This window comes from Acinetobacter sp. ANC 4178, assembly GCF_004331175.1.
Lineage (GTDB): Bacteria > Pseudomonadota > Gammaproteobacteria > Pseudomonadales > Moraxellaceae > Acinetobacter.
Genome location: NZ_SJOD01000006.1, coordinates 89,388 through 114,564, shown reverse-complemented (window position 1 = coordinate 114,564; position 25,177 = coordinate 89,388). Strand labels below are relative to the sequence as shown.

24 protein-coding genes and 1 pseudogene are annotated in these 25,177 nt (G+C 41.1%); 10 read left to right on the top strand and 15 right to left on the bottom strand.

What is annotated here, in order from left to right:
• Positions 1 to 41: 41 nt before the first annotated feature.
• The 5 genes from E0H87_RS13235 to E0H87_RS13215 form a co-directional block, all read right to left on the bottom strand.
• Entirely contained in the window at positions 42 to 326 is a 285-nt protein-coding gene (locus E0H87_RS13235) for a DUF3817 domain-containing protein (RefSeq protein WP_131324020.1), read from the bottom strand.
• Positions 327 to 484: 158 nt separating this feature from the next.
• Positions 485 to 2,635 carry a YccS family putative transporter gene (gene yccS / locus E0H87_RS13230; protein WP_131324019.1) on the bottom strand — a complete coding sequence of 717 codons (2,151 nt, stop codon included), beginning with the start codon at positions 2,633 to 2,635 and terminating at the stop codon, positions 485 to 487.
• 250 nt (positions 2,636 to 2,885) lie between these two features.
• Positions 2,886 to 3,437, bottom strand: coding sequence for a superoxide dismutase family protein (gene sodC, locus E0H87_RS13225; RefSeq protein WP_131324018.1), 552 nt, complete (start codon positions 3,435 to 3,437; stop codon positions 2,886 to 2,888).
• 143 nt (positions 3,438 to 3,580) lie between these two features.
• Positions 3,581 to 4,711 (bottom strand): AI-2E family transporter, encoded by a 1,131-nt coding sequence (locus E0H87_RS13220; protein WP_131324017.1) that lies wholly within the window; start codon positions 4,709 to 4,711, stop codon positions 3,581 to 3,583.
• 116 nt (positions 4,712 to 4,827) lie between these two features.
• Entirely contained in the window at positions 4,828 to 5,472 is a 645-nt protein-coding gene (locus E0H87_RS13215) for a ParA family protein (protein WP_131324016.1), read from the bottom strand.
• 111 nt (positions 5,473 to 5,583) lie between these two features.
• Between E0H87_RS13215 and E0H87_RS13210 the strand changes: the two genes are divergently transcribed.
• Entirely contained in the window at positions 5,584 to 6,054 is a 471-nt protein-coding gene (locus E0H87_RS13210) for a Holliday junction resolvase-like protein (protein WP_131324015.1), read from the top strand.
• Between the two features lie 33 nt (positions 6,055 to 6,087).
• On the opposite strand, the gene E0H87_RS13205 is transcribed toward E0H87_RS13210, so the two are convergent.
• Entirely contained in the window at positions 6,088 to 6,720 is a 633-nt protein-coding gene (locus tag E0H87_RS13205) for a class I SAM-dependent methyltransferase (RefSeq protein ID WP_131324014.1), read from the bottom strand.
• 190 nt (positions 6,721 to 6,910) lie between these two features.
• On the opposite strand from E0H87_RS13205, the gene E0H87_RS13200 reads away from it, so the two are divergent.
• Entirely contained in the window at positions 6,911 to 7,432 is a 522-nt protein-coding gene (locus E0H87_RS13200; RefSeq protein WP_227547363.1) for a hypothetical protein, read from the top strand.
• A gap of 88 nt (positions 7,433 to 7,520) precedes the next feature.
• Here the strand turns inward: E0H87_RS13200 and E0H87_RS13195 are convergent, their stop codons facing one another.
• The gene (locus tag E0H87_RS13195) at positions 7,521 to 7,853 is read right to left on the bottom strand and encodes a HopJ type III effector protein (RefSeq protein ID WP_131324012.1); all 333 of its coding nucleotides are present in this window, start codon (positions 7,851 to 7,853) and stop codon (positions 7,521 to 7,523) included.
• Positions 7,854 to 8,014: 161 nt separating this feature from the next.
• On the opposite strand from E0H87_RS13195, the gene crcB reads away from it, so the two are divergent.
• Positions 8,015 to 8,398 (top strand): fluoride efflux transporter CrcB, encoded by a 384-nt coding sequence (crcB, locus tag E0H87_RS13190; RefSeq protein WP_131324011.1) that lies wholly within the window; start codon positions 8,015 to 8,017, stop codon positions 8,396 to 8,398.
• Positions 8,399 to 8,487: 89 nt separating this feature from the next.
• Here crcB and E0H87_RS13185 read toward each other — a convergent pair whose 3' ends face one another.
• The 4 genes from E0H87_RS13185 to E0H87_RS13170 form a co-directional block, all read right to left on the bottom strand.
• Complete coding sequence (locus E0H87_RS13185) at positions 8,488 to 8,742, bottom strand: type B 50S ribosomal protein L31 (RefSeq protein ID WP_116761055.1); 255 nt, start codon at positions 8,740 to 8,742, stop codon at positions 8,488 to 8,490.
• 101 nt (positions 8,743 to 8,843) lie between these two features.
• Positions 8,844 to 10,145, bottom strand: coding sequence for an ABC1 kinase family protein (locus E0H87_RS13180; protein WP_131324010.1), 1,302 nt, complete (start codon positions 10,143 to 10,145; stop codon positions 8,844 to 8,846).
• A 280-nt stretch (positions 10,146 to 10,425) separates the two neighbouring features.
• The gene (locus E0H87_RS13175; protein WP_319922779.1) at positions 10,426 to 11,724 is read right to left on the bottom strand and encodes an MATE family efflux transporter; all 1,299 of its coding nucleotides are present in this window, start codon (positions 11,722 to 11,724) and stop codon (positions 10,426 to 10,428) included.
• Positions 11,725 to 11,816: 92 nt separating this feature from the next.
• Positions 11,817 to 12,278, bottom strand: a complete 462-nt coding sequence (locus E0H87_RS13170; RefSeq protein WP_131324008.1) for a DMT family transporter — start codon at positions 12,276 to 12,278, stop codon at positions 11,817 to 11,819.
• A gap of 124 nt (positions 12,279 to 12,402) precedes the next feature.
• Between E0H87_RS13170 and hemW the strand changes: the two genes are divergently transcribed.
• The 6 genes and pseudogenes from hemW (at position 12,403) to hchA (ending at position 18,180) form a co-directional block, all read left to right on the top strand.
• Positions 12,403 to 13,557 (top strand): radical SAM family heme chaperone HemW, encoded by a 1,155-nt coding sequence (gene hemW / locus E0H87_RS13165; RefSeq protein WP_131324198.1) that lies wholly within the window; start codon positions 12,403 to 12,405, stop codon positions 13,555 to 13,557.
• A 573-nt stretch (positions 13,558 to 14,130) separates the two neighbouring features.
• Positions 14,131 to 14,511, top strand: a complete 381-nt coding sequence (locus E0H87_RS13160) for a hypothetical protein (protein ID WP_131324007.1) — start codon at positions 14,131 to 14,133, stop codon at positions 14,509 to 14,511.
• Positions 14,505 to 15,734 (top strand): CsgG/HfaB family protein, encoded by a 1,230-nt coding sequence (locus tag E0H87_RS13155; RefSeq protein ID WP_131324006.1) that lies wholly within the window; start codon positions 14,505 to 14,507, stop codon positions 15,732 to 15,734. Before E0H87_RS13160 ends, E0H87_RS13155 begins: the two co-directional genes overlap by 7 nt.
• Before the next feature lie 141 nt (positions 15,735 to 15,875).
• Positions 15,876 to 16,682 (top strand): hypothetical protein, encoded by an 807-nt coding sequence (locus E0H87_RS13150; RefSeq protein ID WP_165493971.1) that lies wholly within the window; start codon positions 15,876 to 15,878, stop codon positions 16,680 to 16,682.
• 260 nt (positions 16,683 to 16,942) lie between these two features.
• A pseudogene (locus E0H87_RS13145) lies at positions 16,943 to 17,050 on the top strand (IS5/IS1182 family transposase); the annotation flags it as partial.
• A gap of 260 nt (positions 17,051 to 17,310) precedes the next feature.
• A complete protein-coding gene (hchA, locus tag E0H87_RS13140; protein ID WP_131324004.1) occupies positions 17,311 to 18,180 on the top strand; it encodes a glyoxalase III HchA in 870 nt (289 codons plus the stop codon).
• 66 nt (positions 18,181 to 18,246) lie between these two features.
• On the opposite strand, the gene E0H87_RS13135 is transcribed toward hchA, so the two are convergent.
• Positions 18,247 to 20,070 carry an acyl-CoA dehydrogenase C-terminal domain-containing protein gene (locus E0H87_RS13135; protein ID WP_131324003.1) on the bottom strand — a complete coding sequence of 608 codons (1,824 nt, stop codon included), beginning with the start codon at positions 20,068 to 20,070 and terminating at the stop codon, positions 18,247 to 18,249.
• Between the two features lie 240 nt (positions 20,071 to 20,310).
• On the opposite strand from E0H87_RS13135, the gene E0H87_RS13130 reads away from it, so the two are divergent.
• Entirely contained in the window at positions 20,311 to 22,695 is a 2,385-nt protein-coding gene (locus tag E0H87_RS13130) for a hypothetical protein (RefSeq protein WP_131324002.1), read from the top strand.
• Positions 22,696 to 22,768: 73 nt separating this feature from the next.
• Here the strand turns inward: E0H87_RS13130 and aroE are convergent, their stop codons facing one another.
• The 3 genes from aroE to hemF form a co-directional block, all read right to left on the bottom strand.
• Positions 22,769 to 23,557 carry a shikimate dehydrogenase gene (gene aroE, locus E0H87_RS13125; protein WP_131324001.1) on the bottom strand — a complete coding sequence of 263 codons (789 nt, stop codon included), beginning with the start codon at positions 23,555 to 23,557 and terminating at the stop codon, positions 22,769 to 22,771.
• A 113-nt stretch (positions 23,558 to 23,670) separates the two neighbouring features.
• Positions 23,671 to 23,967: a hypothetical protein gene (locus tag E0H87_RS13120; RefSeq protein ID WP_131324000.1), complete on the bottom strand. Its 297-nt coding sequence runs from the start codon at positions 23,965 to 23,967 to the stop codon at positions 23,671 to 23,673.
• Between the two features lie 124 nt (positions 23,968 to 24,091).
• Positions 24,092 to 25,039, bottom strand: coding sequence for an oxygen-dependent coproporphyrinogen oxidase (hemF, locus tag E0H87_RS13115; protein ID WP_131323999.1), 948 nt, complete (start codon positions 25,037 to 25,039; stop codon positions 24,092 to 24,094).
• Between the last annotated feature and the right edge of the window lie 138 nt (positions 25,040 to 25,177).

The following is a 25,177-nucleotide window of genomic DNA, read 5'->3' as shown; positions in this document are numbered from 1 at the left end:
TGCCTGTTTGACTTTTATTGATACTAGGAACATGCAATTGTTTAAGATTCAAATTTCTTTAATTTGTGATCAAAAACAAAGGGGCCGAAGGGTAAAATTGAGGCAATAAAACCGAGAATAAACATTTTAATCGACCATTTTTGTTTTTCGCACACAGCAAACAGTACGGCCAAAAATAGAATAAATAAAATGCCGTGTCCCATACCGACGAACTTCACCAAAATAGGGTTACCCCAAATATATTTCAAAGGCATGGCAATAAACAGGAGAAGTAGGAAAGATAAGCCTTCCAGAAAACCAACAATACGTAAGGTTTTAATAGTCATATTAAAAACAATAAAATTGAGAATGAATCTCGATTCTAGCTGAATCAGGTGAATCTTTATACATAGAAAGTGGGTCTAATCGACAAAACTTTAGCTGTCTTCAGTGACCAATCTGAGTGAATCAGCACAAAATTCTGAATGTTTTGTATGATTCACATTTATTTAATTTCTAATGCCAATAAGCGCTGTTTCAGCCTTAATAATTCAGGCAAGGTTTCGAGTAATAGACTCATTTGCTTGAGCACCAATTGCCAATGTTCAGGCAGTTCAGAGTCATTACTCATACATTGAAGTTCATCCAGTTTGCTTTGGATGTGTTGTTGATCCAATTCGTGTTGCAGGATTAAGCTATCTTGTAAGGTCTGTAAACACCATTGCAACAGTTCCAAAATTTTAGGATCTTGAACCTGCTCACGATGACTACCCAAAGCAGCAATATAACTGAGTTGGCTATGGCTATAGACCAGATAACGGAAGGCGTGTTGAATCAGTTCAGGGTTTGGCTGTGGTTCAGCACTTAGACTGGAAATCATGCTAGACAGTTCAATTTGTGCATCATGCGCTAAGCGACGCGCCTTACGGTAAGCCATACTGTTGTTTTTACCCTGCTGATATTGCTCCACAATCGCGGTGAAATAATCCAAGGTTGTGTTGCTGCTGTTCAGAATATTTTTAGAAATATTACGGAAATTCCAATCTGGCCAAATGGTGTTGACTGCAAACCATGCAATAAAGCAGCCGAGTAGAGTATCTATAATGCGCGGCAAAATGATGTCATAACCTGCACCTTTGAGGTTGAAAATCAGTAGCACCATCAAAGTCGCCATGAGTGTGGCTATGGCATATTTTTGTGAGCGTAAATAGAAAAATGCCACCCCAGATAAAATGGTCAGGATCAGTTGTCCTTCAATACTGGGCACAAAATACAACAGTGGTATACCCAAAATCACACCCAAAATTGTTCCGAGGGTTCTCAGCTTTAAACGGCTTTTGGTAGCAAAATAACTGATCTGACAGACAAATAAACTGGTGAGTAAAATCCAGTAACCATGTTTGGCAAATGGTAATAAAGAAATGGCATAGCCTACCGCAAAGACAAAGGCAATCCGCACTGCATGACGAAACAGGGCAGATTGTGGGGTTAAATGTTGACGGAGTTTAAGCCATAGGTCTTGTATGCCATGAATGTCATCATCTAACAGATTTAAATTGTCTTGATGTGCAGAGTAATGCTGTTGGTAATGATCTTGTTCAATGGCTAAATTGGAAAATTGTTCTTGGACACTGCGTAAATTTCGTAACACCAAACTCAAGTTTTTGACTTCAATATTATGAGGATGATCTAAAACCCAATGGTGCATGGAATCTTCTAGGTATTGCAAAGCGGAGGCATGTGTTGAATCCATTTCAAAAGCCTGTTGCTGCAATATACATTCTGCCAATTTTTGACAGGAGTTGGCTTGCAAACGAATATTTTTTTGAATCCGAAAGATTAAATCGGTGCGGCTAAAGTTGCGATGAATATTCTCGTAATGTAAATAATTGGACGTGGCTTGTTCGTGAATGTCTTGCGCCAGAAAATAAAGATTGAGCCAGTACATGGTTTTTTGATTGGCCCGTGAGGCTTTTAAACGAGTCAGCAATGAGGCTTTGCAATGATTTAAGCGTTGCACCACTTGCGCATTTTGTTGCGAAACGTCAAACAGTAGCGTTTCAACATTATCAATATTATCGGGATCAAACAGTCGCGCTTTTGCCTGTAATAAAGTTGCAAGTTGCTGAAAACTTTGCGCCAAATTATCTTGGACGGCTTGTGTGGGTTTGAGCAAATAAAACAGTATAGAACTGAGTCCATACCACAACGCACCTAAAACAAAATAACTAGGTTGTTGATACCATACTGGATATTCTCCAAGCCCAAACATGGTGTAAATAGACAGTAAAATAGTACCAAAGGAAATGGCAGCATAGCGTTGTCCCAGTGCACCCATCAAAATCAGTAAAGCACTGGACAAGGACAAATACAAAATAAACAGCAGTTTATATGGGGCAAGAAATTCGAGAATGCAGCTGACACTAAAAAATAAAATACAGACATAGAACAAATTGCGCAGCCGAATACTAAGCCGATCATCGAAATCGGTAAGGGCTGCGGCAATTGCACCAAGCGTTACAGGAACGATGAGCAGTTGATGGCCTGTATAAAACAAGCCGAGCGTGGTTCCTGTCAACACAATCAGGATTTGTAGGCAATAGACCCAAATTGAATTGGAGAAAAAAGGACGCAGGAACTGACGCAAAGGATTCACAATTTTATTCTTTATCAGGTATTTTCATTTTCAATTAGCCTGATCTTTTTTAGTTCAGCTGTCAATTCTTGATTGATTATTGTGCAAGGCTTAAAGCTATTTTTTATTTGGCTATGGTGGTTTTATGGCAATTATTTTGATCAAGATACATGTGTATGAGGCAAAATTGTGGATAAGTTGCGGTTTATCAACACTGTTCAAGTGATGAACTTCAGCTTGTGTATAACCCTGAACTTATCCATAGTTGGACTTAAATGACGCCACAGGCAATGCGTTCTCCACCACCGCCTAAAGGTTTAGGTTGATCGGCATAATTATCACTACCCGCATGAATCATCAGGGCATGGCCTTGAACATCTGCCAGTTTTAAGCGTGGTGCAATCAGTTTGAGTTGTGATTGTCCCGCAGAATTAACATGTAACACAGGTAAATCACCCATATGACCTGTCATGGGTGTTCCATGGTGGGCAACTTGAGTTGGATTGTAATGTCCACCCGCAGCGAAAGCAGCCACCATTTTGCCGTCTTTTTCAGCAGGTTCGCATGAACCTTTTTCGTGGATATGAAAACCATGTGGGCCAGCAGGCAGGTTGGTTAATTGTGTTTGAATGATTAAGCCGACAGGACTGTCTTGTAAGGTTACCGTTCCCACCGAAGCACCAATGCCTTGGGCAGAAACACTATTTAATTGAACAGTACGCACATTAGACGTCGTGGATTGGGTGGGGGTGGTACTACAACCTGCAATCAGCAGAGCAGTACAAAGTGTGAGTATCCCAGTATTGAAGTAAGCAGTTCGCATCGATGTTCCTTATTCTGTGATCTATGAATGATCACTATTTAAGCAGAGATTAAGCCTGAATAAGGTATTGATTGCGTTTGGGGATGTATAAGTTTCATCAATAAAAAAGCCAGTGGGTATACCACTGGCTTTAAGGCGGGGTCTTATTGAGGTGGATCTTTGGGAGGATCAAAGTCATTATCCAGATCATAGGCGAGGGTGGCTTTAGGCATAATCAGAGCTTCTTCTTCATGGGTTTCATGTAGCCATTCACGCCAAATTGCCAGCAATACCGCTAAAATCACAGGTCCGATAAATAAGCCAACTAAGCCAAAGCTGGCAATACCACCCAACACCCCGAACATAATCAGTAAGAACGGAATTTGGGTCGCACCAGAAATGACCAAAGGACGAATCACGTTATCTGCGGTACTGACAATACAGACCCCCCACGCCATGACACCAATTGCCTCGATGGTTTGCCCTTGAGCAAATAGCCATAGGGCAACAGAGGTATAGGCCAAAGGAGGACCGAAGGGAATGAGTGCCAGTAAGAAGGTAATAATGGTTAGTACCATTGGATTTGGCACACCTGCAACCAAATAACTCAGACCGGCTAAAAATGACTGTGCAACAGCAGTTAAACCTACGCCATAAACCACAGCACGAGTCGTTTCAGAGATGGTATCAATATAATGGTGTACGCGCGGGCCAATGACCATTTCCAGCGCTTTACTGACTTGATTTAAAATGGTTTGTCCATCACGGTAAAAGAAAAACAGCGACATGATGGCGAAACACAGTTTAATAATATTTTTACTAATTTCATTCAATAAAAATTTGCCATAATTCAGATGACCTTGAATCCAATTGGAAATATTCTGAATAATGCTGTTTGGGTCTTGATTTAATTCTTTGAGAGTACGCGTAACTTCTTTACCAATCACAGGTAGGTCACGGATAAATTGAGGCACATTAAAATGCCCAGAAAAAACTTGTTTTTGTAGTTCGTAATAGAGATTACGTCCTTCATGCTGCAAAATAAAAATGGCAAATGTGAGAGGAATACCAATCACCAAAATAATGAATAAGATCATCAGTGTTGCGCTTAGGGTAGAGCGTTGACCACAGGAACGGTAAATGGACTGGTACAGTGGCCAAGTCATATAGGCAATAATCGTGGCCCACAGTACAGGCACAATAAAGTATTTGAGCACATGAAAGCCCAAAAACATCAGGATAAAAAACAATCCAAATAACAAGACTTTCTGTATTGTAGGCGCGTATTGTTGCACTATTTTCACTGATCAATATTAAGGGTCAAACTCATCTTAACCGAAAACAGCACACTCGAAAATGAGTGCTCGGTAAGTTTCACATAATCTCGACGGGGCCGTATTATCCTGAAAAATCAGAACCACTCGCTGGGATCATCAATAATGGCGTTCAATACAGGCTGCCATTGACTTTGCAGGGTTAAATAGTTTTTCTGAGATTTATCAAATACGGTTAAACCTTGCATAGCCAGTTGCCCATAAGCGGTACGTTCTGAAATCCATGCGACAGGTTGTTGTTCAATTTTGCTGAAAAAATCTTGAATTTCTTTTGAACCCGATGTATTGGCTTTAACGCGGTTGGCCAACAGTAAAATCTGCACTTTTCCTTTACGAATCCGTTTAATCTCTTGCAAATGTTTTAAGAAACGACGGGTACTATCAATATCGAAAAATGAAGGCTGCAAGGGCGTAATAATGGCATGGGCTTCACTGATCAGTTGTTCAGCCTGACTATCTGATAATGCGCCAGGTGCATCAATGACCAGATACTCAATGTTTTTTGGACTTTCACCGACGGACTTGTCCTGACGCCAATCCAGACTTTGAATGTTGGCAGCAGTTTCAGGGCGTTGTTTCAGCCACTGACGCGCCGATTTCTGATTATCCGCATCGGCCAGAGCAACTTTATAGCCTTTTTGTGCTAATGCTGCGGCAAGACTAATCGCTGTGATAGTTTTCCCACAACCCCCTTTTTGATTGGCAATTAAAATTGTTTTCATGACCCTAAAGATTTAATTCTGTTCAGTCCTAGCATATCATTCTTTTGTGCGAAGACTAGGGCACAGGACAAAAGTTGTAAGTCAAAATTTATTTGAAATTAGGAAGAATGCATGTCGATTTGGATGGCGATGCTGATAGGGGCATGTATTGGGGTTGTACTGACGACACTCATTTTAAGTCAAACCCGTAACGGTAAAATTAAAGCTGAATATGAACGCTATATTGCGGAGTTACAACTGGAACATCAGCAAGCTCTTACTCAGGCACAAAAACGCAGCGTGAATACCAGCCGTGCAGTTTTAAAAGGCAAAATGGCGGAACAATTTGCCCCGATTTTACCCGAGTTTCAATACTTACCCAGTGATGCCAAATTTTTAGGCGATCCTGTAGATTATGTGGTCTTTGATGGCTATACCGATTTGCGCGATGGACAAGGCAAAGTCGATGATATTGAGATTGTGCTGATTGATATTAAAAGTGGCGGTGCGCGCTTAACCAAAGGTCAGCAAGCGATTGCACAAGCCATTCAGCAAGGTCGAATCCGTTTTGAGACCATTCGGATTGACTTTGAAGATAGTTAAGCTCGATAGCCTTAAATCCTGTACGGAGAGCATTTAAGAAGACGACGCTTTTTGTGCATGTGCCAACAACATTTGCTGTCCAATTTTGGGAATACCTTCGGCATAAAAATAGTCATATTGGGTCAGGCGAAAACCAGCTTTGAGCAATGCCAGTTCAATATTGCGATTTAAGTGGCAGCCATCAGCCAAACGTTTTTGAATAGGTGTGATGAGATGTTGCAATTGGCGTATGCCTTTTTTCTCGGTATTGAGTACATGCTCGACCAAATGCAAAGTACCATTCGGTTTGAGTATACGTTGAATTTCTTGCAAGACTTGATCCAGTCGCTTTACGCTACACAAGGTCCACGTGCTCACCACATGGTCGATAGAGTGATCGGCTAAGGGAATATGTTCCGCACGGGCTTGTAAATGCTGCACGTCGATATCACTTGCAAAAATTCGGCTGGAGGCCAATTTAAAAATATCTTGATTAGGCTCGAGGGCGTAGAGTAAATCTACATTTTGATAAAATGGCAAATTGATGCCTGTCCCAAAGCCAATTTCGAGCACTTCGCCTGCAACGGGCAGCAAAAGCTCACGCCGTTTATCCATTAAACTGGCCGTTTGCATGACCTGATTCAGCAAGTGAGGGAAAATCTGTTGTTGATAAAACTGATAAAGCATGGCGGTATCTGTTCACTCTAAATGGCGGTTGAATTGGGTGGTTGTGACCAAACTCTTCTATATTGTTACCAATTCTGCAAGTTTTAAGCTGAGGTTCAGGCGTAAGATCGACACTAGAACAGGTTTAAATGTATTGCAAGAGGTAGCCATGAACGTTCGACTCATTGCACTGTCATTATTGGGTTTGAGTATGTTAAGTACAGGCTCAATGGCATCTTCGATTGAATATAATATTGCCAAGGGTTTGGCACCGATTGTTAAAGATCAATCGATTTCTGTGTTGCAGCCGTTTAAGGGGGATTTCCGAATTTTGGGGTCTAAAACCTATAGCGATGATGAACAAGCCAAGTTTTCACCGATTGATTATGCGGTCAGTTGGGGTTTATTTGCAGAACCTGAAATTGCCCGTCATATTTCAGTCAATCAGTATGATCGCTACTTGAATTGGAAAATGGATAAAGTGCCAGTGCCAACTGAGCAAGCCATGCAAATGGTGTCAAATATGCACATTATTCCTGCCAATCCGCAGGTTGCACAGCAAATTCAGAAAGTAAAACGGGGAGATTTGGTACGCTTACAGGGCGATTTGGTCGAGGTTAAAGACAAAGATCTGGTTTGGCGTTCATCTTTAACGCCAACGGATACAGGCGATGGCGCATGTGAATTATTTCGTGTGAAATCTATTGTCTGGATTGAGAAAGTCAAAGCTTAATTCGATGCGCCTAGGCACTGTTCACCCTTTATTTCATTGTGACGTGAAGGATAAATTTGAACAGTGCTTTGGGCAGATGAGCGTGCAATTATTTTGCAGTTAATGCTTGCCCTTCAAATTCAACGCCTGCCCAGCCATTTTGCATGAATTGGCGGATATTTTGATGATCTGTTGCTTCAGGTGTTGCCAGTACCGCAGCATAGTGCTCTGCAAATAAAGACAAGGTTTGCTCAGGATTTAAATCATTGAGCTTGGCAAAAGAAAAGACTTTGGCACTGCCTTGGTTTTCAGTTGCAGCATTGTTGTGCTGTCCATTTTTGAATGCTGTTGGGGTATGGGTATAACGCGCTTCGATATACGTCAATACATCTGCAAATTTAGCTTCACCTGATTGTAATTGTGCCAGTAAGTCCTGAGCCATAATATCCTCAAACACAGTAGAAAATGGGTTCTGACTATAACAAGTTTTGTTTAAATTCGGACGATTTTTATATTTTCCTCATCGTATTTTATCAGAGGGAACGTTGACAATACGGGATCAGAAGAGGATAACAGGGTTTATTTAATGTAGATCCTATCGGCATGAATTGGCTATTAGTGGCACTGGGTGGTGCAATCGGTGCTGTTTCTCGTTATGGTTTGGGCAGTTATTTCATTAAATCCAGTTCGACCTTTCCGTGGGCAACATGGTGTATTAACTTGCTGGGTTGTTTTTTGGCAGGGGTATTTTTTGCCTTTAGTCAGCAATATCCAACTTTACAGAATAATGCACGTTTATTTTTAATGGTGGGTATTTTAGGGGGCTTCACCACATTTTCGAGTTTCGGCTTAGAAACCTTTAATTTATTGCGCGAAGGGCAAGCCATGTGGGCAATTGGCTATGCTGTTTCAAGTGTGATTTTTGGGGTAATTCTTCTGGCCGTGGGCTATGTTATTTTTTCCTATTTGTTGCCATTAAAAACTTAAGTAAAAAAAAGAAGTCTAAGTGGAGGATAGAGACTTAGACTTCTGAATAGTTGTAGTTTAGAACGCCAAACTTAAATCTAGATTAATTTTTAATGATTTCGTTGAAAACGTGCAAAACGTTTGTTGAAGCTAGCAACACGACCTTCATTGCTGGCTTGACGAACTTCACCTGTATAAAACGGATGTGAGGCGCTGGAAATATCTAAGCTGACATAAGGATAAACCTGTCCCTGATATTCTTTTTGCTGCGCTGTGTGCATGGTACTGCCAATAATAAAATAAGCATCGGCATTGGTATCATGGAACAGCACTTCACGATATTCGGGATGAATATTTGGACGCATGGTTATACTCCTTATCGAATCTTAATTGATATGTTATAATATGACATAAATAATCCAAATAAAAAGACCCATCATGCGATTGGTCTTTTTATGAAGCTTCGTTAGGCGTGTGGGGAAGGGACAAGTGCTTCAAAAACGTCATTTAAATTGTCATTTACTTTTAAATGAATCAGATTCCAATAATGTCCAGATACGGTGCGATTGACCATTAAGGTGTCAGGAGAAGGTTTAAACACATCCCAATATTTCAGTGATGATTTCACCAGCTCCATGCCATCATGATGCGCTGAATTTTCTGCAAAGTCATACTGTGTCGTCAGCGGACGCATTAACACTTCTAACCAAGCTTTATACAAAGGCTCAGGAAATTTGCCTTGTTCAGCAATGGCGTGTAAGGCATTCAGTTGCTGTTCAATTTCGGAAATATTCTGTCGACGAGAGGCTTGGATCAATTGTTTGAAATGATGCACAATTTCATTAGACAGCACTTTCACACCGCCGTAATCATAAATAATCACACTGCCATCTTCACGGAAGGCGAAGTTGCCTGGGTGTGGGTCGCAGTGAAAGCGTTTCAGATAGAAAATTTCCTGCCCAATCGCACGTAGTAAACGTCGGCCTAATTCATTGCGGGTCTTTTGTGACCATGTACTGGCAGTTTCAATGCTTTCGCCAGTTTCTAAACTCAAAGTCAGGACATGTCGAGAAGAGTAGTCGGGATAGACCTTGGGAATAATAATTTTACTGTCGAGTTTTTCATGGAAGGTGCGAGCCACTTCCAAGTTCTGTGCTTCAATCTGGTAATTTAGTTCATTGTCTAAACTGGTTTGAATTTCCTGAAATAAACGATCTTGTAATTTACGGTCGACCTTTAAAACCCCCATAAGGCGTAATGCCAGTCGCACCTGTTTTAAATCACTTTCACAGGCTTCATCTACCCCTGGATATTGCACCTTCACCACCACTTGTTCACCATGCGGTAAGATGGCTTTATGCACTTGACCAATCGAGGCCGCGGCAAAAGGCTGTTCATCGAAGTGTTTAAAGATTTGATCTAAAGGTTTGCCCAGTTCTTTTTCGAGTTGTTTTTTGATTTCGGCAAAAGGCATGGCGGGCGCTTGGCGTTGCAGTTTAGCAATCGCGCGTGCCACTTCAGGTGGGAAAATATCTTTATATTGTGAGGCAATTTGACCGACTTTCATCACGGCGCCTTTCATCTCACCGAGCGTGTCCGCAATCTGAATACCAATATCCTGAAACAATTGGCTACGTGCCGCATTTTTTTGTTCTTCATCGGCATTAAAGTTTCTAATCGAATTGGACACGGTTTTGGTGGCAATACTTGCAGTCATACTGGCAAGTTTCATAAAGCGACGACCAGGTGTACGAGTCGTTTTAGCCATACAGTGTTCCTCGGAAAGATCTCGGTCTTGAGTGTTTTTGATCATAGGCGTTAAAACTAAGTTTGCCTATTTTAAATTGTTAAAATGCGTGAAGATGTTTAGAGCTTGGGTTGAAATCAGCAAGTTTTATATCGAGTCTTAGGTGATATTGGTCAAAGTGGATTAGATTCAATTGTGTAAGGGGGGATGGAAATAAGGCAGAAGGGGATGAAAATTGTTGTAAATTCAGAGTGTAGCTGTACTTCCTCATATTCAAGATACAAGGAAGTACGATAATCAGTTAAGCCGACTGTTTGAGGCGATGGTTATTTAGATAGAGGCGGCTGAGCAACAGTACACAAGCCACAGTTAAACCGACAATCAAACCCACCCATACACCTGCCGCTTGCATCGGGGTAAAGCGCGCCAAATAAATACCGACAGGAAAAGCCACGACCCAATAGGCAATCATGGTGATCCACATTGGCCCTTTGGTGTCTTGCATACCGCGCAAACAGCCCGCAGCACTGACTTGCCAAGCATCCATAAGTTGGTAGGCGATGGCAAATAAAACCAAATACATCGCAATGTGTGCCACATCATAGTCCGACGTATAAATGGCAATAATCTCGGCACGGAATACCCAAAGCAGCAGCATGGTAATGAGGGCAAAGCAGGTGCCCGCAGCCAATCCGACAGATTGCACTTTGCGCATGGCGGCCCAGTTTTTCTCACCGTAATAGGTCCCTACACGAATGGTCAGGGCAATTGCTAAGGACATGGGAATCATAAACAATTGTGAGGTAATCGAGATTGCAATTTGATGGGCGGCGACAATCGTATCACCCAATGGACTGAGAATAATCGCCGCGGTACTGAAAATACTGACTTCAAAGAAAATGGCTAAGCCAATTGGCAAACCCAATTTTAAAATGCGTTTGATCCAGTAAGGGTCAATTTTTTCCCATAGGGCAAAGACTTGTGTGGTTTTATACGCGCTGCTTTTAAAAATATAGGTGGCAAGGGTGAGGAACATCAACCATTGTAAAATGGCCGTTGCAAAGCCACAGCCTGCACTGCCCAATTCAGGCACAGGACCTAAACCATACATAAACACAAAGTTCAGTGGAATCAGTGCGATTAAAGCTAGAAGGCTAATAGCAGTGACAGGTCGTGGATAACCTAAAGCCTCAGAATAGCCCCGCAGTGCCGCATACATGGTCACGGCAGGCATACCAAAACCAATCGCATGTAAAAACAAACTGGCTTTGGGTTGTAGGCTTTCGGGCACGCCAAACAACGGCAGTAAAAAGGGCATGACCTGTAAAATAAGTCCTGCAATGGTTCCTAAAATAAAAGCGACCCATAAGGACTGACGAGCAATAGTGGCAATTTTTTCAGGAGTGCGTGCACCTTTGGCTTCGGCGACTAAAGGCGTGGTCGCAATCATAATGCCACTAAACAGTAGCATCACAGGAATCCACAGACCGACCGCAACAGCAATAGAGGCTAAATCGTTAGGGGATAAATGCCCAGCCATAATGGTATCAATTAATCCCAAACCAGCTTGGGCAAATTGCGTCACCAAAATGGGTAACATTAAATGGAAAAGTTGTTTTAATTCATAGCGGGTAGATATGACATTAGACACAAAAATTACTCATCTTCATTATGTGCTTGGTCAGAATAAATTTAGCGTTGTAAAGTGAGAAGCACACCAATAAAAATTACGACGCCACCAAATAAACGCTGCCAATTCACAGGCGTTTTGTCGGTACCAAGTAGACCAAAATGGTCAAAAATCATCGACGTCAGAATTTGACCAAAAATAACCAAACCTGAGAACGTGAGAAAACCTAATTTAGGGGCAGTATAGATGCTTATACTAATGGCATAAACCCCTAAGCATCCACCCAACCATAGGTATCCAGGAATACTGGAAAAATCTTGTAAATGAGGTTTGGGTACGGGCTGTAACAGCACCAATAGTGCTAAGACGATTGTCCCCACAGTAAATGACAACAAAGCCGCTTGAAGCGGGGAATGCAAATGTTCTCTTAATTGGCTGTTAATGGCAGTTTGAAAAGTCATGGCAATGCCAATACCGAATGCAAGCGGTAAGAAAAACAGCAACTGGCTCGATATTTTCAGCATTTTAAACCATTCATTCTTCTTGTCTTTTTATCAGTCTAATCCAAATACACGCAGATTTCATAAGTGTCTTGATGCAGTCATGTTAAAATATGCAAGATTACCGCTGTGCTTTAGAGTCGATTCCTTGACAGATTTACATCCTGCAAATATTCCGTTGTCTTTATATATTCACATGCCTTGGTGTGTGCGTAAGTGTCCGTATTGCGACTTTAATTCGCATGCAGTACCTGATGGCGAACTGTCTTTGGATTTGGAGCAACAGTATTTACAGGCTTTGGTCGAAGACTTTAAAACGCAAGTGGCGTTTGCTCAAGGTCGTAGTATTCATAGTGTGTTTATTGGTGGCGGAACGCCTTCGCTCATTTCGGCACAAGGTTATCAATGGTTATTTAGCCAATTAAAAGCTTTGCTGCCTTTTGAGGCCGATTGTGAAATTACCTTAGAAGCCAATCCGGGTACGGTCGAGCATGATCCTTTTGCCGATTATTTAACAGCAGGTATTAACCGCCTCTCGATTGGGGTACAAAGTTTTAATACCGAGCATTTAAAAAAGTTAGGCCGTATTCATAGTAATGCCGATGCCATTTCGGCAATCGGTTTGGCACGTGATGCAGGATTTAAACGAGTCAATGTAGATTTAATGCATGGTTTGCCTGAGCAGACTTTAGAACAAGCCTTATTGGATTTGCAGCTCGCGGTGGAAAATGGCGCAACGCATATTTCATGGTATCAACTGACCATTGAACCGAATACCGTTTTTTTTAGAACCCAACCCATTTTACCTGTAGACGATGTACTGGAAGAAATTCAGGCTCAAGGCGAAGCCTATTTAAAAGCACAAGGCTTTATTAACTATGAAGTTTCGGCATGGCGTAAAGAATTACCTTCGGCACATAATTTGAATTACTGGCAGTTTGGTGACTATTTGGCGATTGGGGCAGGGGCACATGGCAAAGTTACCCAGCCGGACGGCGTATATCGTTTTCAGAAAACTCGGTTACCCAAGGATTATTTAGCGAAAGTCCCTGCGGAGCATGTGCAGTTTAAGCGGATTGAAGCAGATGAATTGCCATTTGAATTTATGATGAATGCTTTGCGTTTAAATGATGGGGTTGCAGCCGAAAATTATGCACAGCGTACAGGTTTAAATTTAGATAATTTGTCTGAAACCTTGGCTTCGTTGCGCAGTCGAAAATTAATGCTGCAAGATGAAACTCGTTTGGCATGTACCGAGCAGGGGCATGTGTTTTTAAATTCGGTGCTGGAAGAGTTTCTTTAATTGTGTAATTATTCTTATTAATTGCCTGGCTAAATTTGATGGTAATTTACCATCAAATTGGAGATGTGTGATAATTTAAATTCTTTAATTAATTTTATAGATAATTAATTATTTTGGTTTATTTGAGTTTTATTATCTCTATTTTATTATCTAAATAATTGTAATTTTAAAATGAAATAATATTTAATTTATATAGTTATATTTATGTTTATTTTTTGATTTAAATTGAGTGGGTTGATTAAATAAAGATTTTTTAAATTAGATGACTGATGTTTGTTTTAATTTTATATATTTAAATTTATTTTAATATCAACTATTTATTTGGTTTTTCTGTAGCCATTTGCCTCATTTTTTTAATAATTTATTACAATTTAAAAATTATCACTAGTTTTGGTTAATGAATATTAAAACAATAACATATTATCAATACTATTTAAATATATAATGTTGATGAATATATTGAGTGAGTTTTAACTTTGTAACTGTGATCTAATTTACTTAAGATTATCTAAATAGCGAGATTGGACGCGCTAAATAAAAATCGCAAGTAGGTCAAAATGGATGGTCACAGTCATGAAAGTAGCAGCGATAAGAATAGGATTGTGTTGTTTATTTTTTTTACATAATGCCTATGCGGTAGACCAATGGAGTCAGCGCTGGGAGCCCTCGAGAACACGTTCGGCAGAGCATTTGGTTCAAGCCAATTTAATAGAGTTAATGGATTCTGATTATTACGATGGTGTAGGCAAAACCACAGTTTATAGTAATACAACCTCTACCAGTTCAATCGGTACAGTCAATTCATCTACAAGCAGTGTCAACATTACGGGTTCAGATAACTCGGTTGGTATTTCTGCTGATGCACAGAATGAAGCAGAAGTTAATTCAACGACCAATAAAGCCAATCAAGCATGTCCTAATTTAGGCACCGTAACAGGAGCCACATTATGTTGAATTATCCAATTAAAAAGAAAAGAACGATAACTTCTTTAAGTGTAGTACTTGTGCTCAGTCAGATTTTGGCAGGTTGTACAGGTTTAGCATCTTCTAATAAGAAACCCGTCACGTTAGTGCAAGGCCCCCCAATCACCGATATTTTTACTCCTTTTGATATGGCACTGTCCTGTTTAAAAGGCCGTCTACGCAGTGATGTAAGTTTTTCTGTCGGTGCCATTTTAGACCAAACAGGTAAAGATATGGTTACAGATGGTGGTACAGGAAAAATGGTCACCCAAGGTGCAGGGGATATGGTGCAGTCCGCCCTGTTTCAAGCAGGTGTAAGCCTACTTAATCGACGTGATCCTCGTATTATTGAAAGTGAGGCGAGGTGGGGAATTCGTGATCCAAAAAATATTCAGGCTTCGGATTATTATGTAACTGGCAGTATTAATAGCTTGGACTTCATTCCTGGGGGCGGTTTAGATATGCAAATTGCGGGCATTGGACCCGCTTATAGCCAAACACGTATTATGGTTGGTCTTGATTTATCTTTAACTGATACACGAACCAGTCGAGTGGTAGGAAATGTATCGCTACAAAAACAAATTGTTGCACAAGATTATAGTTTGAATGCAGGTCGATTTGTCGGGCATACCTTACTTAATATTCAAATCGGTAAGGGGGAGCGCGAGGCGACCAACTTTGCCTTACGTCAAATGTTGAATTTGGCAACCTTTGAATTATTGAATCAGGTGATTCCACCTAATGCATTTGAAAGCTGTCGAGCGGTTATTCCACCAGAATTTGGGCAGCTAAATTTAACGCGAAGTGCTGTTGCATTGCATAAGTACCAAACTAGTCAGCAACAGAATACTCAGGCGTTGAAAATGACTCCACAAGCATCCTCCGTAAATAAAACAACTGCGGTGACAGATCCCAATAAGTCAGCCAATGTCATCAATAAAAGTACGGCAGTAACAGATAAAAATAAATCAGTAGATACACCGAGTAAAGATACGCAGCCTCCAAAGCAGAAAGAGTCCGATTTGATTAGGGATCCTGATGCTGAACCTGAAATGAGTAAGCAAGATTTGATCAAATATATTAGTCAAAATCAGCCCGTGCCTGCAAAGCAGGTGAAGGCGGAAGATAAACAAGAAGATGAGAAATCTCAACAGCTTTGGAGTGTAAACCCCGCTGTTGTTGAAAATTATTGGTCTTCTACCCAACGAGATTAAAAAATATTAAATGGGCTCGCTCTCACTGCAATAAAAAAAGAAGTACTTAGCGAGGAGTATTTCAGTATAAACAAGGAAATAATCATGAAAAAGCCAATTAAAACACTCTTCTTATCCGTATCAATGGCTTGTCTATCTAGTATGGCTATGGCAGGTGGTACACATGGCCCAGGAGGAGGCACAGTTATATCTGTTGATACTAATTTGGCCAATACTCTGAATGCAATATCTGAACAAGGTCTAAATGGTGTTGCTTTAAATCTTGCAATCAATACGGGTGATGTGGATGCAAGTGTGAATACTATAGGTGAAGGTTTTGATCTCAGCACAGGTCATCATTATGGATTTCAAGTAGATGCTCAGTCCGTTAATTCATTGACGGGAGATATTAAAACCACGGCAATTGGTGCAGTCAATAACGGAACGATTAATCTTCAACAGGGAAATATGACTTCAGGAAGTGGCAGTGAGTTCGCAGGAAGTCTTTCTGGGTATATGAAAGGTTCAGTAAGTTCAAGTACTACAGATACAAGTTCAGGTGCAGACCAATCTGCTGCTGCTCAACAAGCAGCAGAAGCTCAACAAGCAGCAGAAGCTGCATATTCAGAAGGAGGATGGCATCATAGTGGAATATTTAGTGATGCTGCTAGTAACAGTAGTAGTGCAAGTAATAGCGCGAGCAATAGTAGTGCGAGCAACTATTATACAAATGCGACCACAGCATTCTCAGCAGCAGCCGAAGCTGGTGCTAATGTAGCAATTAGTGGTAGTAATTATGAATATTATACAAGTACTTTAAGCAATTATGCTGCGGCCAATGTTGCCTTTAACTCAGGTGATATTAATGCTTCGGTTAATACTACTGGTTTTACCAACACACTTGGCGATATTACAACAACAGCAATTGGTGCAGCAAATACAGGCTCTATAACTGTCACTGTAAAATAATCCTATTCAATAACGTCGTAAAGAATCTAACTATCTAAGATGGTTGGATTCTTTTTATTGATGAATAAAAAGAAGTGTATAACGGTTGACAATGCATGAGTTTCATTGGATAAAAACAAGATGTCTGTAAGTAACTGTTATGATGAGAATAATTTTATAAATTAGAGAGAATCTATTTATAATCCAATAAATTTTTAAACTAAGAATGGCTTTGTTGCACAAACCTCTGCTAAGAGCTTATTTCGCAATATAATACTCAAATGAATAAGCCTACACCTAAAGTTTATCGTACTACTAAGTGGTCTACTTACAACAACGCCTTAGTTAATCGAGGCAATATCTCGATTTGGTTTGATCCTGTTACACAATAGAATAACAATAAAGATCAGCGCAAGGATGCAGGTACGACAGGAGTTATACCTTATAGCAGTTAATACAAAAAACCCCGACAGGATGTCGGGGTTTTTTTATTGCCCAATTTTGTATTTTGTTATGAAGACCAGCTTATATTTACATCTTAAAACAGAGCCACTTTGAAACTTTGTTATGCTGAATAAATGAGCTGTGGTACAGAACGCTAAGGTTCGAAAAATTGAAAATAACCAAGTAATAACAAAGGAGAATCAGCATGGCACAGACCAGCCAAGACCGTAATCCAACCCCTGATTTAGCTGAAGACAATGCCTTTTTCCCTTCACCTTATTCACTTTCTCAATACACCGCCAGTAAAACTGATTTTGATGGGACCGACTATCCAACGCCTTATACTGGGCATAAAAAAATTCTGATGATTGCAAGCGATGAACGCTATTTGCTCATGAAAAATGGCAAATTCTTCTCTACGGGTAATCATCCTGTAGAAACCTTATTGCCGATGTATCACTTAGACCGTGCAGGTTTTGAAATTGATATTGCGACTTTATCGGGCAATCCCGTTAAGCTTGAAATGTGGGCGATGCCGCATGAAGACGCAGTCGTACCTACAACATTCCAAAAATATTTGGCCCAGTTTAAGAAGCCCTTAAAACTTGCAGATGTACTGAAAAATAGTTTAGGTGATGACTCTCCTTATTTGGCTGTGCTCATTCCGGGTGGGCATGGCGCTTTAATTGGTTTACCTGAAAGTGAAGATTTAAAAACCTTACTGAAATGGGCGGTGGCAAAAGATAAATTTGTGATTTCACTGTGTCATGGGCCAGCAGGACTGTTAGCGGCTGCATTGAATGAGGCTCCTGAAAACTATATTTTCAAAGGTTATAAAATGTGTGTTTTCCCCGATGCACTTGATCAAGGGGCAAACCTAGATATCGGCTATATGCCTGGGGAATTACCGTGGTTGCTGGCAGATCGTTTAGAAAAGCTGGGTGTTGAAGTGGTCAATAAAGAGATGTCAGGACAATGTATTCAAGACCGTAAGCTAATTACAGGCGATAGTCCATTGGCATCGAATACCTTGGGTAAAATGGCAGCTCAGGCACTTTTAGCAGAAGTTCAGTAGAGGGATGAAAGAGCTTTAAGCAATAAAAAAGACCGCCTTAGCGGTCTTTTTTATTGAGTTTATAACTTAGTAATCAAAACTAAAGTGTTCCGAAGCCAGAGAAGTCATGGTGCGAGAAGGATTCACCATCGCTTCAGCATGACCTTGTGTACGTGGTAGCAAACGCTCAAAGTAGAAGTCTGCGACTTTAATTTTCGCTTTATAGAATTCAGGGGTTTCTTGACCTTCACCCGCAGCAAGTTTGGCAGAAGCGACGGCTGCTTGTTGCGCCCAGAAGTAAGCCATCATCACATAACCCGAGAACATGAGGAAGTCTACCGATGCACTTGATACGATGTCACGGTCTTTACGTGCCGCCAGCATAATACGGACAGTTAACGCATTCCATTGTGCACAAAGCTTGGTTAAGTCCCACGCAAAACGGCGCATGTATTTATTGCGTGCATGTTGACCACAGAATTTCAAAATTTCAGCCGTATAGTCACGAATCACTTTACCTTTAGAGGTCAGTAGAACTTTACGACCAATCAAGTCGAGTGCTTGAACACCAGTGGTACCTTCATACAACGTTGCAATACGTGCATCACGTGCAATTTGCTCCATGCCCCATTCTTTAATATAACCGTGCCCACCATAAACTTGCATACCGTGGTTGGCAGCTTCTAAGCCCAATTCGGTGAGGAAACCTTTTAAAATTGGGGTATAAAAACCTAAATGATCATCGGCTGCTTCAAAAGCGGCGGTGTCACCCAGTGTTAAAGCATCCGCCATTTTATCGGCAATTTGTGCAGCATGATAAATCATGGCACGGCCACCTTCTGCAATGGCTTTTTGAGTCAGCAACATGCGACGTACATCGGCATGGTGAATAATTGCATCAGCGGCTTTTTCAGGATCTTTTTTACCAGACAGGGCACGCATCGACATACGTTCTTTGGCATAAGGCAAAGCACCTTGGAAAGACAGTTCAGCATGTGCAATGCCTTGAATTGCTGTCCCAATACGTGCGGTATTCATAAAGGTAAACATGGCATGTAAGCCTTTGTTTGGCTCACCAATGAGGTAACCGACCGCATTGTCAAAGTTTAAGACGGCTGTTGCAGAGGCACGAATTCCCATTTTATGTTCAATCGAACCACAAGTTACAGGATTGCGTTCACCGAGGCTGCCATCCTCATTCACCAAGAATTTAGGCACAATAAACAGCGAAATTCCTTTGGTACCCGCAGGTGCATCTGGAAGACGTGCAAGAACAATATGAATGATGTTTTCAGTTAAATCTTGTTCACCCGCAGAGATGAAAATTTTGGTGCCTGAAATGCTATAGGTCCCATCCGCATTTAGCTCGGCTTTAGTTTTGACTTGGCCTAAGTCTGTACCACATTGTGGCTCAGTTAAACACATGGTGCCTGACCATGTCCCTGCGACCAAATTCGGCATATACAGATTTTTTTGTTCATCTGTACCAAACTGTAAAATGGTGTTCATACAGCCAATACTTAAACCCGGGTACATCTGGAATGACCAGTTTGCTGTCCCCATCATTTCCGATTTAATCAGGTTTAAAGATTGCGGTAAATTTTGACCGCCAAATTCTTCAGGGAAAGATAAACCTTGCCAACCCCCTTGGACAAATTGCTCATAGGCTTCTTTAAAACCTTTTGGCGTTTTTACTTCGCCATTGTCAAAATGACAGCCTTCTTCATCACCAGATTGGTTAATCGGAGAGAGTACGTTTTCACAGAAATCCGCCGCACCTTCTAGAATCATATCTACAGTGTCAGCATCAGCGAGTTCGCCGTTGGATAAAGTTTTGTAATGTGCAGGGTAGTCAAACACTTCATTCATTAAAAAGCGAATGTCATGTAAAGGGGCTTTATATGCTGGCATGATATTAATCCTAATTTAAAAATAGTTTTGGATTATCTGAATCGATAATTTGATTATTCACATTAGTTATAAAAATACATTGATAGTGTAGCCCAATAAAAATGTCAGAAAGGCTAATTAAGGTAAAAATTGTTATCAAAATATTGTATTTTTTTGCTACAGTATCTGCGGTCTTTTGATCATTTAATCAATTTTCTTGATGTCTTAAAGTATAAATAAATAAGGGGTTTAAAAAAACCTATGCGTTTAAAATATTTAAGTTGCTGTCTTTTAAGTTTGAGCATGGTCGGTTGCTCTCAGCATGTCATAAAATCCAATTCGAATGCATCTTCTTTGGCCAATACCTCTTTGGAACAACAAGCGGTTACTGGCGTCAATGCGATGTATGAATATCCGAGTTACGATTATCGCGGTAACATGGGTTTCCAGTTCGATACCAGTAAAGGCAAAATTGCCAGTACTCAACCAGCCTCGAATTCAACGCAGAATTTAGAGCCTGCCATTCAAAAGCAATTAGATCAGTACTTAAAACAACAAAAGTTGTCGTTGAGTAAACAAGAAAAGCAGGCCTTGTATGAGGCAATTGTTGCAGAGCAAAATCCGTATGCTTACGGTAAAGGTTCGGATTCATCATCCGCACGCGTTGCTGCTGGTCTTATGAATTTTATCAATGATTTAAAAATTAGCTATGATGGTTCGGTACATTATCGAGACAAAATGGCGTCTTTAAATTTGGTGGCCAAATATCAAAAACCAACGCTATTGGTTGAAGCCAAGCTCCCAATGGTGGTGGATTTTCAAAACTATAAGTTCTATGCCAATTATTTCGCGTTCATGCCGTACTTGGTTAATAAAGACAGTCAGGCATCTTATGCATATTTAGATTTTTCCAAATATAAACAAGATCTTAGTCGTGTAAATGTGCCGAAGCTGGTTGAGTATTTGAAGCAAGTCAATGCTTTGCCTTATATGCTGGCAGATACCCAACAGTTGCAGCGTGTGCATGTTTCAGCATCAGAAAAACAACAGGGCATCAGCAACAAAATTCGCTATCAAGGTGATTTGGGTCGTTTAATGCTGCAAATGAGTTTGTTTGAGCAGATTAATAAACCCTACCTTACTCAGCGAGTCATGGGCGTGGTTGAAACGGATACCGTCAGTGAAGATGCTTCAACTGTAGCAGAAGAGGCTGCAAAAGCTTCAGAAGCGGCGGTTGCAGCAAGTGATGAATCAGTGAGTGCACAAGCCTATGCATCTTCAGAGCGTGTTGCAACCTTAATCAATAATCGCTTGGATGAATTGTTATATCCAGAGCAAGAATCAACTGATGCATCTGAACATACAGAAGAGGTTGCTGAAGCACAGGAAGAAGTTGTTGAAGATGCGGCGGCAGAAGATATTGCTACGGGTGCAGTTGCCGCAGCATCATCAAATCAACTCTTGTCGGAACAGGCATGTGAAGCGTTGTTGGGCAGTAAAAAACATCTTGCGATTGGTGATGTGACTTACTGTCAGGATATTTATGGCGTCAAGTTGCTACAACCAGTGCAAGGTAATGCGAAATCAACCGCTTCTGCTTCTGCACTGGAGCAAAAAGTGTTGGCGATGCAAGAAGTACAACATATTTTTGAACCTTATGTCAGCGATCAATTGACCGATGTGCAGGCATTTAAGGCACTATGGATCAAGCATCAGCCTGAAATTCAGGCTGCTTTAGCGGAAAGTGGACAGGCGATGCCAGTCACGATTGATGTGGCGTTGGATAATCAAGGTCGCGCGGTGGATTTGGCCTATCAATTACAATTTGCTGATGAGACGATTGGTAATTTCGGTATCCATGTAGATATGCAAGTCTCGAATTATGGACATGCCACACCGATTGATAAAAAAGCATTACGCGATGCCAAATCGATTGAAGAAGTCACCAAAGGTTCAATGTTAGAAAATGCAGTGACTGGCTTTACCAAGTCTTTAGGCATGTCTGGAACTGGTGTAGATGGGCAGCAGGCAGATCGTTTGAGCTTTGATCAGCAGTTGTCAGACTTGGCAGAAAAAACCTTTGCGAACACAGGTTCTTATATCAAAACCTATCAATCTGTATTTGTCTTGATGTTGTCTGCAAACCGTCCTGAAGTGGTGAAGCACTATAGCAATAGCGAATTAAATGAAATTGCCGAAGTCTATGCCTACCGTTTCAATGACCGTTTAGAAGAACCAAAAGGCAAAGCGTTAACGCGTTTAAATGCACTCAAAGACAAGCATAAATTGTTGGAGCCAGACCAGTTTGATGAGCTAGGTTATAGTGCTGCGCGGATTGTTCTGGAAGCATCGGAAGGTGCGAAAGAATATCAGGCATGGAATAAGCGAATTCAGCAGTATAAAACGCCGCAAGCTATCTTTGCAGATTATTATATTGAGTTATTCAAGGATGATTATGAGCTCAATGCTGAACAAACCACAGCCTTAAAAAGTGCAGCAGCCGTGTTGGGACAAGCATTTGCCGATGATCGTAAAAATAAACTTTCCGAGCAATCTATTGCCAAGTTAAGCAAAGACCACGATGGTTTTATGGATTATGATCTGTATGAAAAAGCGTATGTCGCTGTGGCTACGCATTTGAAATAAAGTGATGTATTAAAAAAGCCAACCCCAGTCGGTTGGCTTTTTTTATTTTTCTTGCATGGGTTTGACTGCGTGTTTAAAGAAAATCTTTTAACTCAGGCTTTACCCCATTCCAAATGGAAAAGGCTTCTATGGCCTGCCCGACTAACATACCAAACCCTTCAGAACTTGGGATGCCGCGTGCTTTGGCTTGATCTAGAAAACTAGAGGGTTTGCCGTAAGCCATTTCGTAAGCATGGTGAAAAATCAGTTGTTCTGGAAGGATTAAGGCTTCACCACTCAAACTGGCAGAAGTGGCATTAATCACCAAATCAAATTCTCCAGTTAATGCGGTGAGCGCTGTCGCACTGAGTTCAGCTTGCGGCACATGCTGTTGTAAATCTGTCACCAGTTGTTCCGCCCGAGATAGGGTACGGTTGGCGATCACGATGTGTTTCGCGCCTGCTTGTACCAAAGGATAAATCACACCACGTGTTGCCCCACCTGCCCCTAAAATTAAGATACGGCTTTGTGCGAGTGACCAACCCAAAGCATGGATCGCATTGACCAGACCTTGACCATCGGTATTGTCGCCGTACAGTATGCCATCCTGTATCCATAGCGTATTGACGGCTTTGGCAATTTTGGCTCGTTCGGTCAGGACCTGACATTGTGCAAAGGCTTGCTCTTTAAATGGAACGGTGACATTCATGCCACAGCCCCCTTGAGCAAAAAACTCTTGCACACTGGCTTCAAAGCCATCTAATGGGGCTAAGCGTTTGCAGTAGTGGAGATCGATGCCCGTTTTTGCTGCAAAGGCATGGTGAAGTTCAGGGGAACGGGACTGTTCAATCGGGTTGCCAATCACGGCAAACTTTTTGCGCATCACACAAGATCCAGTGGAGAAATATGCAGCACTATACGGTAATTTGCTGTAATGCTAAAGACCAGAACGTCTTGAATGCTCCCTCTGAGTAGGTTCCAGATTACAGCTTGAACTTAGGGGTTACAAATGTCTTGAACTACATCAATTAAAAGTAAAAACAAACTAATCAGCAACACAGCGCCTGCCAAAATTGTCACACTCAAGCTCAAGTGATCGGTGAGTGTATATTCATAAATAAGATTAATACTGAGTGCAGCACAAAAGGTAAACAGCATGCTCCAAAATAATCCTGTTGTTGATTGCATTGTTTTAATCATCATTAAACCTAAAGTTGAAAAATTCACAGTCCGTTTGCCCTGTTGTTGTACATAGAGGGCATCAAGTAATCGAACCTTGTTGAGTGTAATCAAAAATCGTGTTTTGCATAGTCTAAAGCTGTAAGCGAATATGCCAGAGATGTACATCACCCTTCAGAAAAAGGATGCAAAAAAATAGCCATGTTTCAGTCATGGCTATTTTAATTCCGGCAGTTGGTTATTGTGGAGCCAGTTCGGTTAACCAGTCATGGGGTTTTAAGTAGTAATCGGACAGACGTTTTTCGGGACTATTTTGTTCCCATTCAGGGCGATATGACCAACCCGCTAAATTAGGCAAACTGACCAAAATCGATTCAATTCGTCCGCCTGTTTGTAGCCCAAAGAGTGTACCGCGGTCATACACCAGATTGTATTCGACATAACGACCACGACGGTAAAGCTGAAATTCACGTTGTGCTTCAGTATAGGGTTTATCTTGATTTTTTTGGAAAATTGGCAAGATCGCGTTTAGGTAGCCATTGCCCACCGCTTGAATGTAGTTAAAACAGGTTTCAAAGTCCCATTGATTTAAATCATCAAAGAATAAACCTCCAACACCGCGTTGTTCATCACGATGCTTTAAATAGAAATAGTCATCGCACCATTGTTTATGCTCGGCATAGACGCCATCGCCAAATGGGGCACATAAGTCATACGCTGTTTGATGCCATGACAGTACATCTTCATCGTTGGGATAAAATGGCGTAAGGTCAAAGCCACCTCCGAACCACCAAATCGGGTCTTGTCCTTCAGGCTCCGCTACAAATAAACGGACATTGGCATGTGAAGTGGGCACATTCGGATTTTTAGGATGAATCACCAAAGACACACCCATAGCTTGCGCTTTTGCACCTGCAATCGAAGGATGACGTTCAGTGGCAGAAGCAGGCAGTTTGGAAATGTTAATGTGTGAGAACATTACACCACCTTTTTCAATCACCGTACCATTCTGTAATACGCGTGAACGTCCGCCACCACCTTCAGGGCGTTGCCAATCATCAATCACAAATTCAGCAGTTCCACCGCCAGCACGTTCTTGTTGTTCTAAGCTGGCGCAAATACGGGCTTGTAAATCGAGAAGAAAGTCACGAACACGTTGAATATCTGTGGACGTTGGATGTTGCATCTCAACCCTCTAAAAAAATAATAAAAGTTGCTCTAACATGTAACATAAAATCATAAAAAAATTAAGGTTTTTTCTTGTTTGGATAAATGAGTTGGTTGGTTTAAATCGCAGTATCTGTCTGATCTCATAGAAATTATC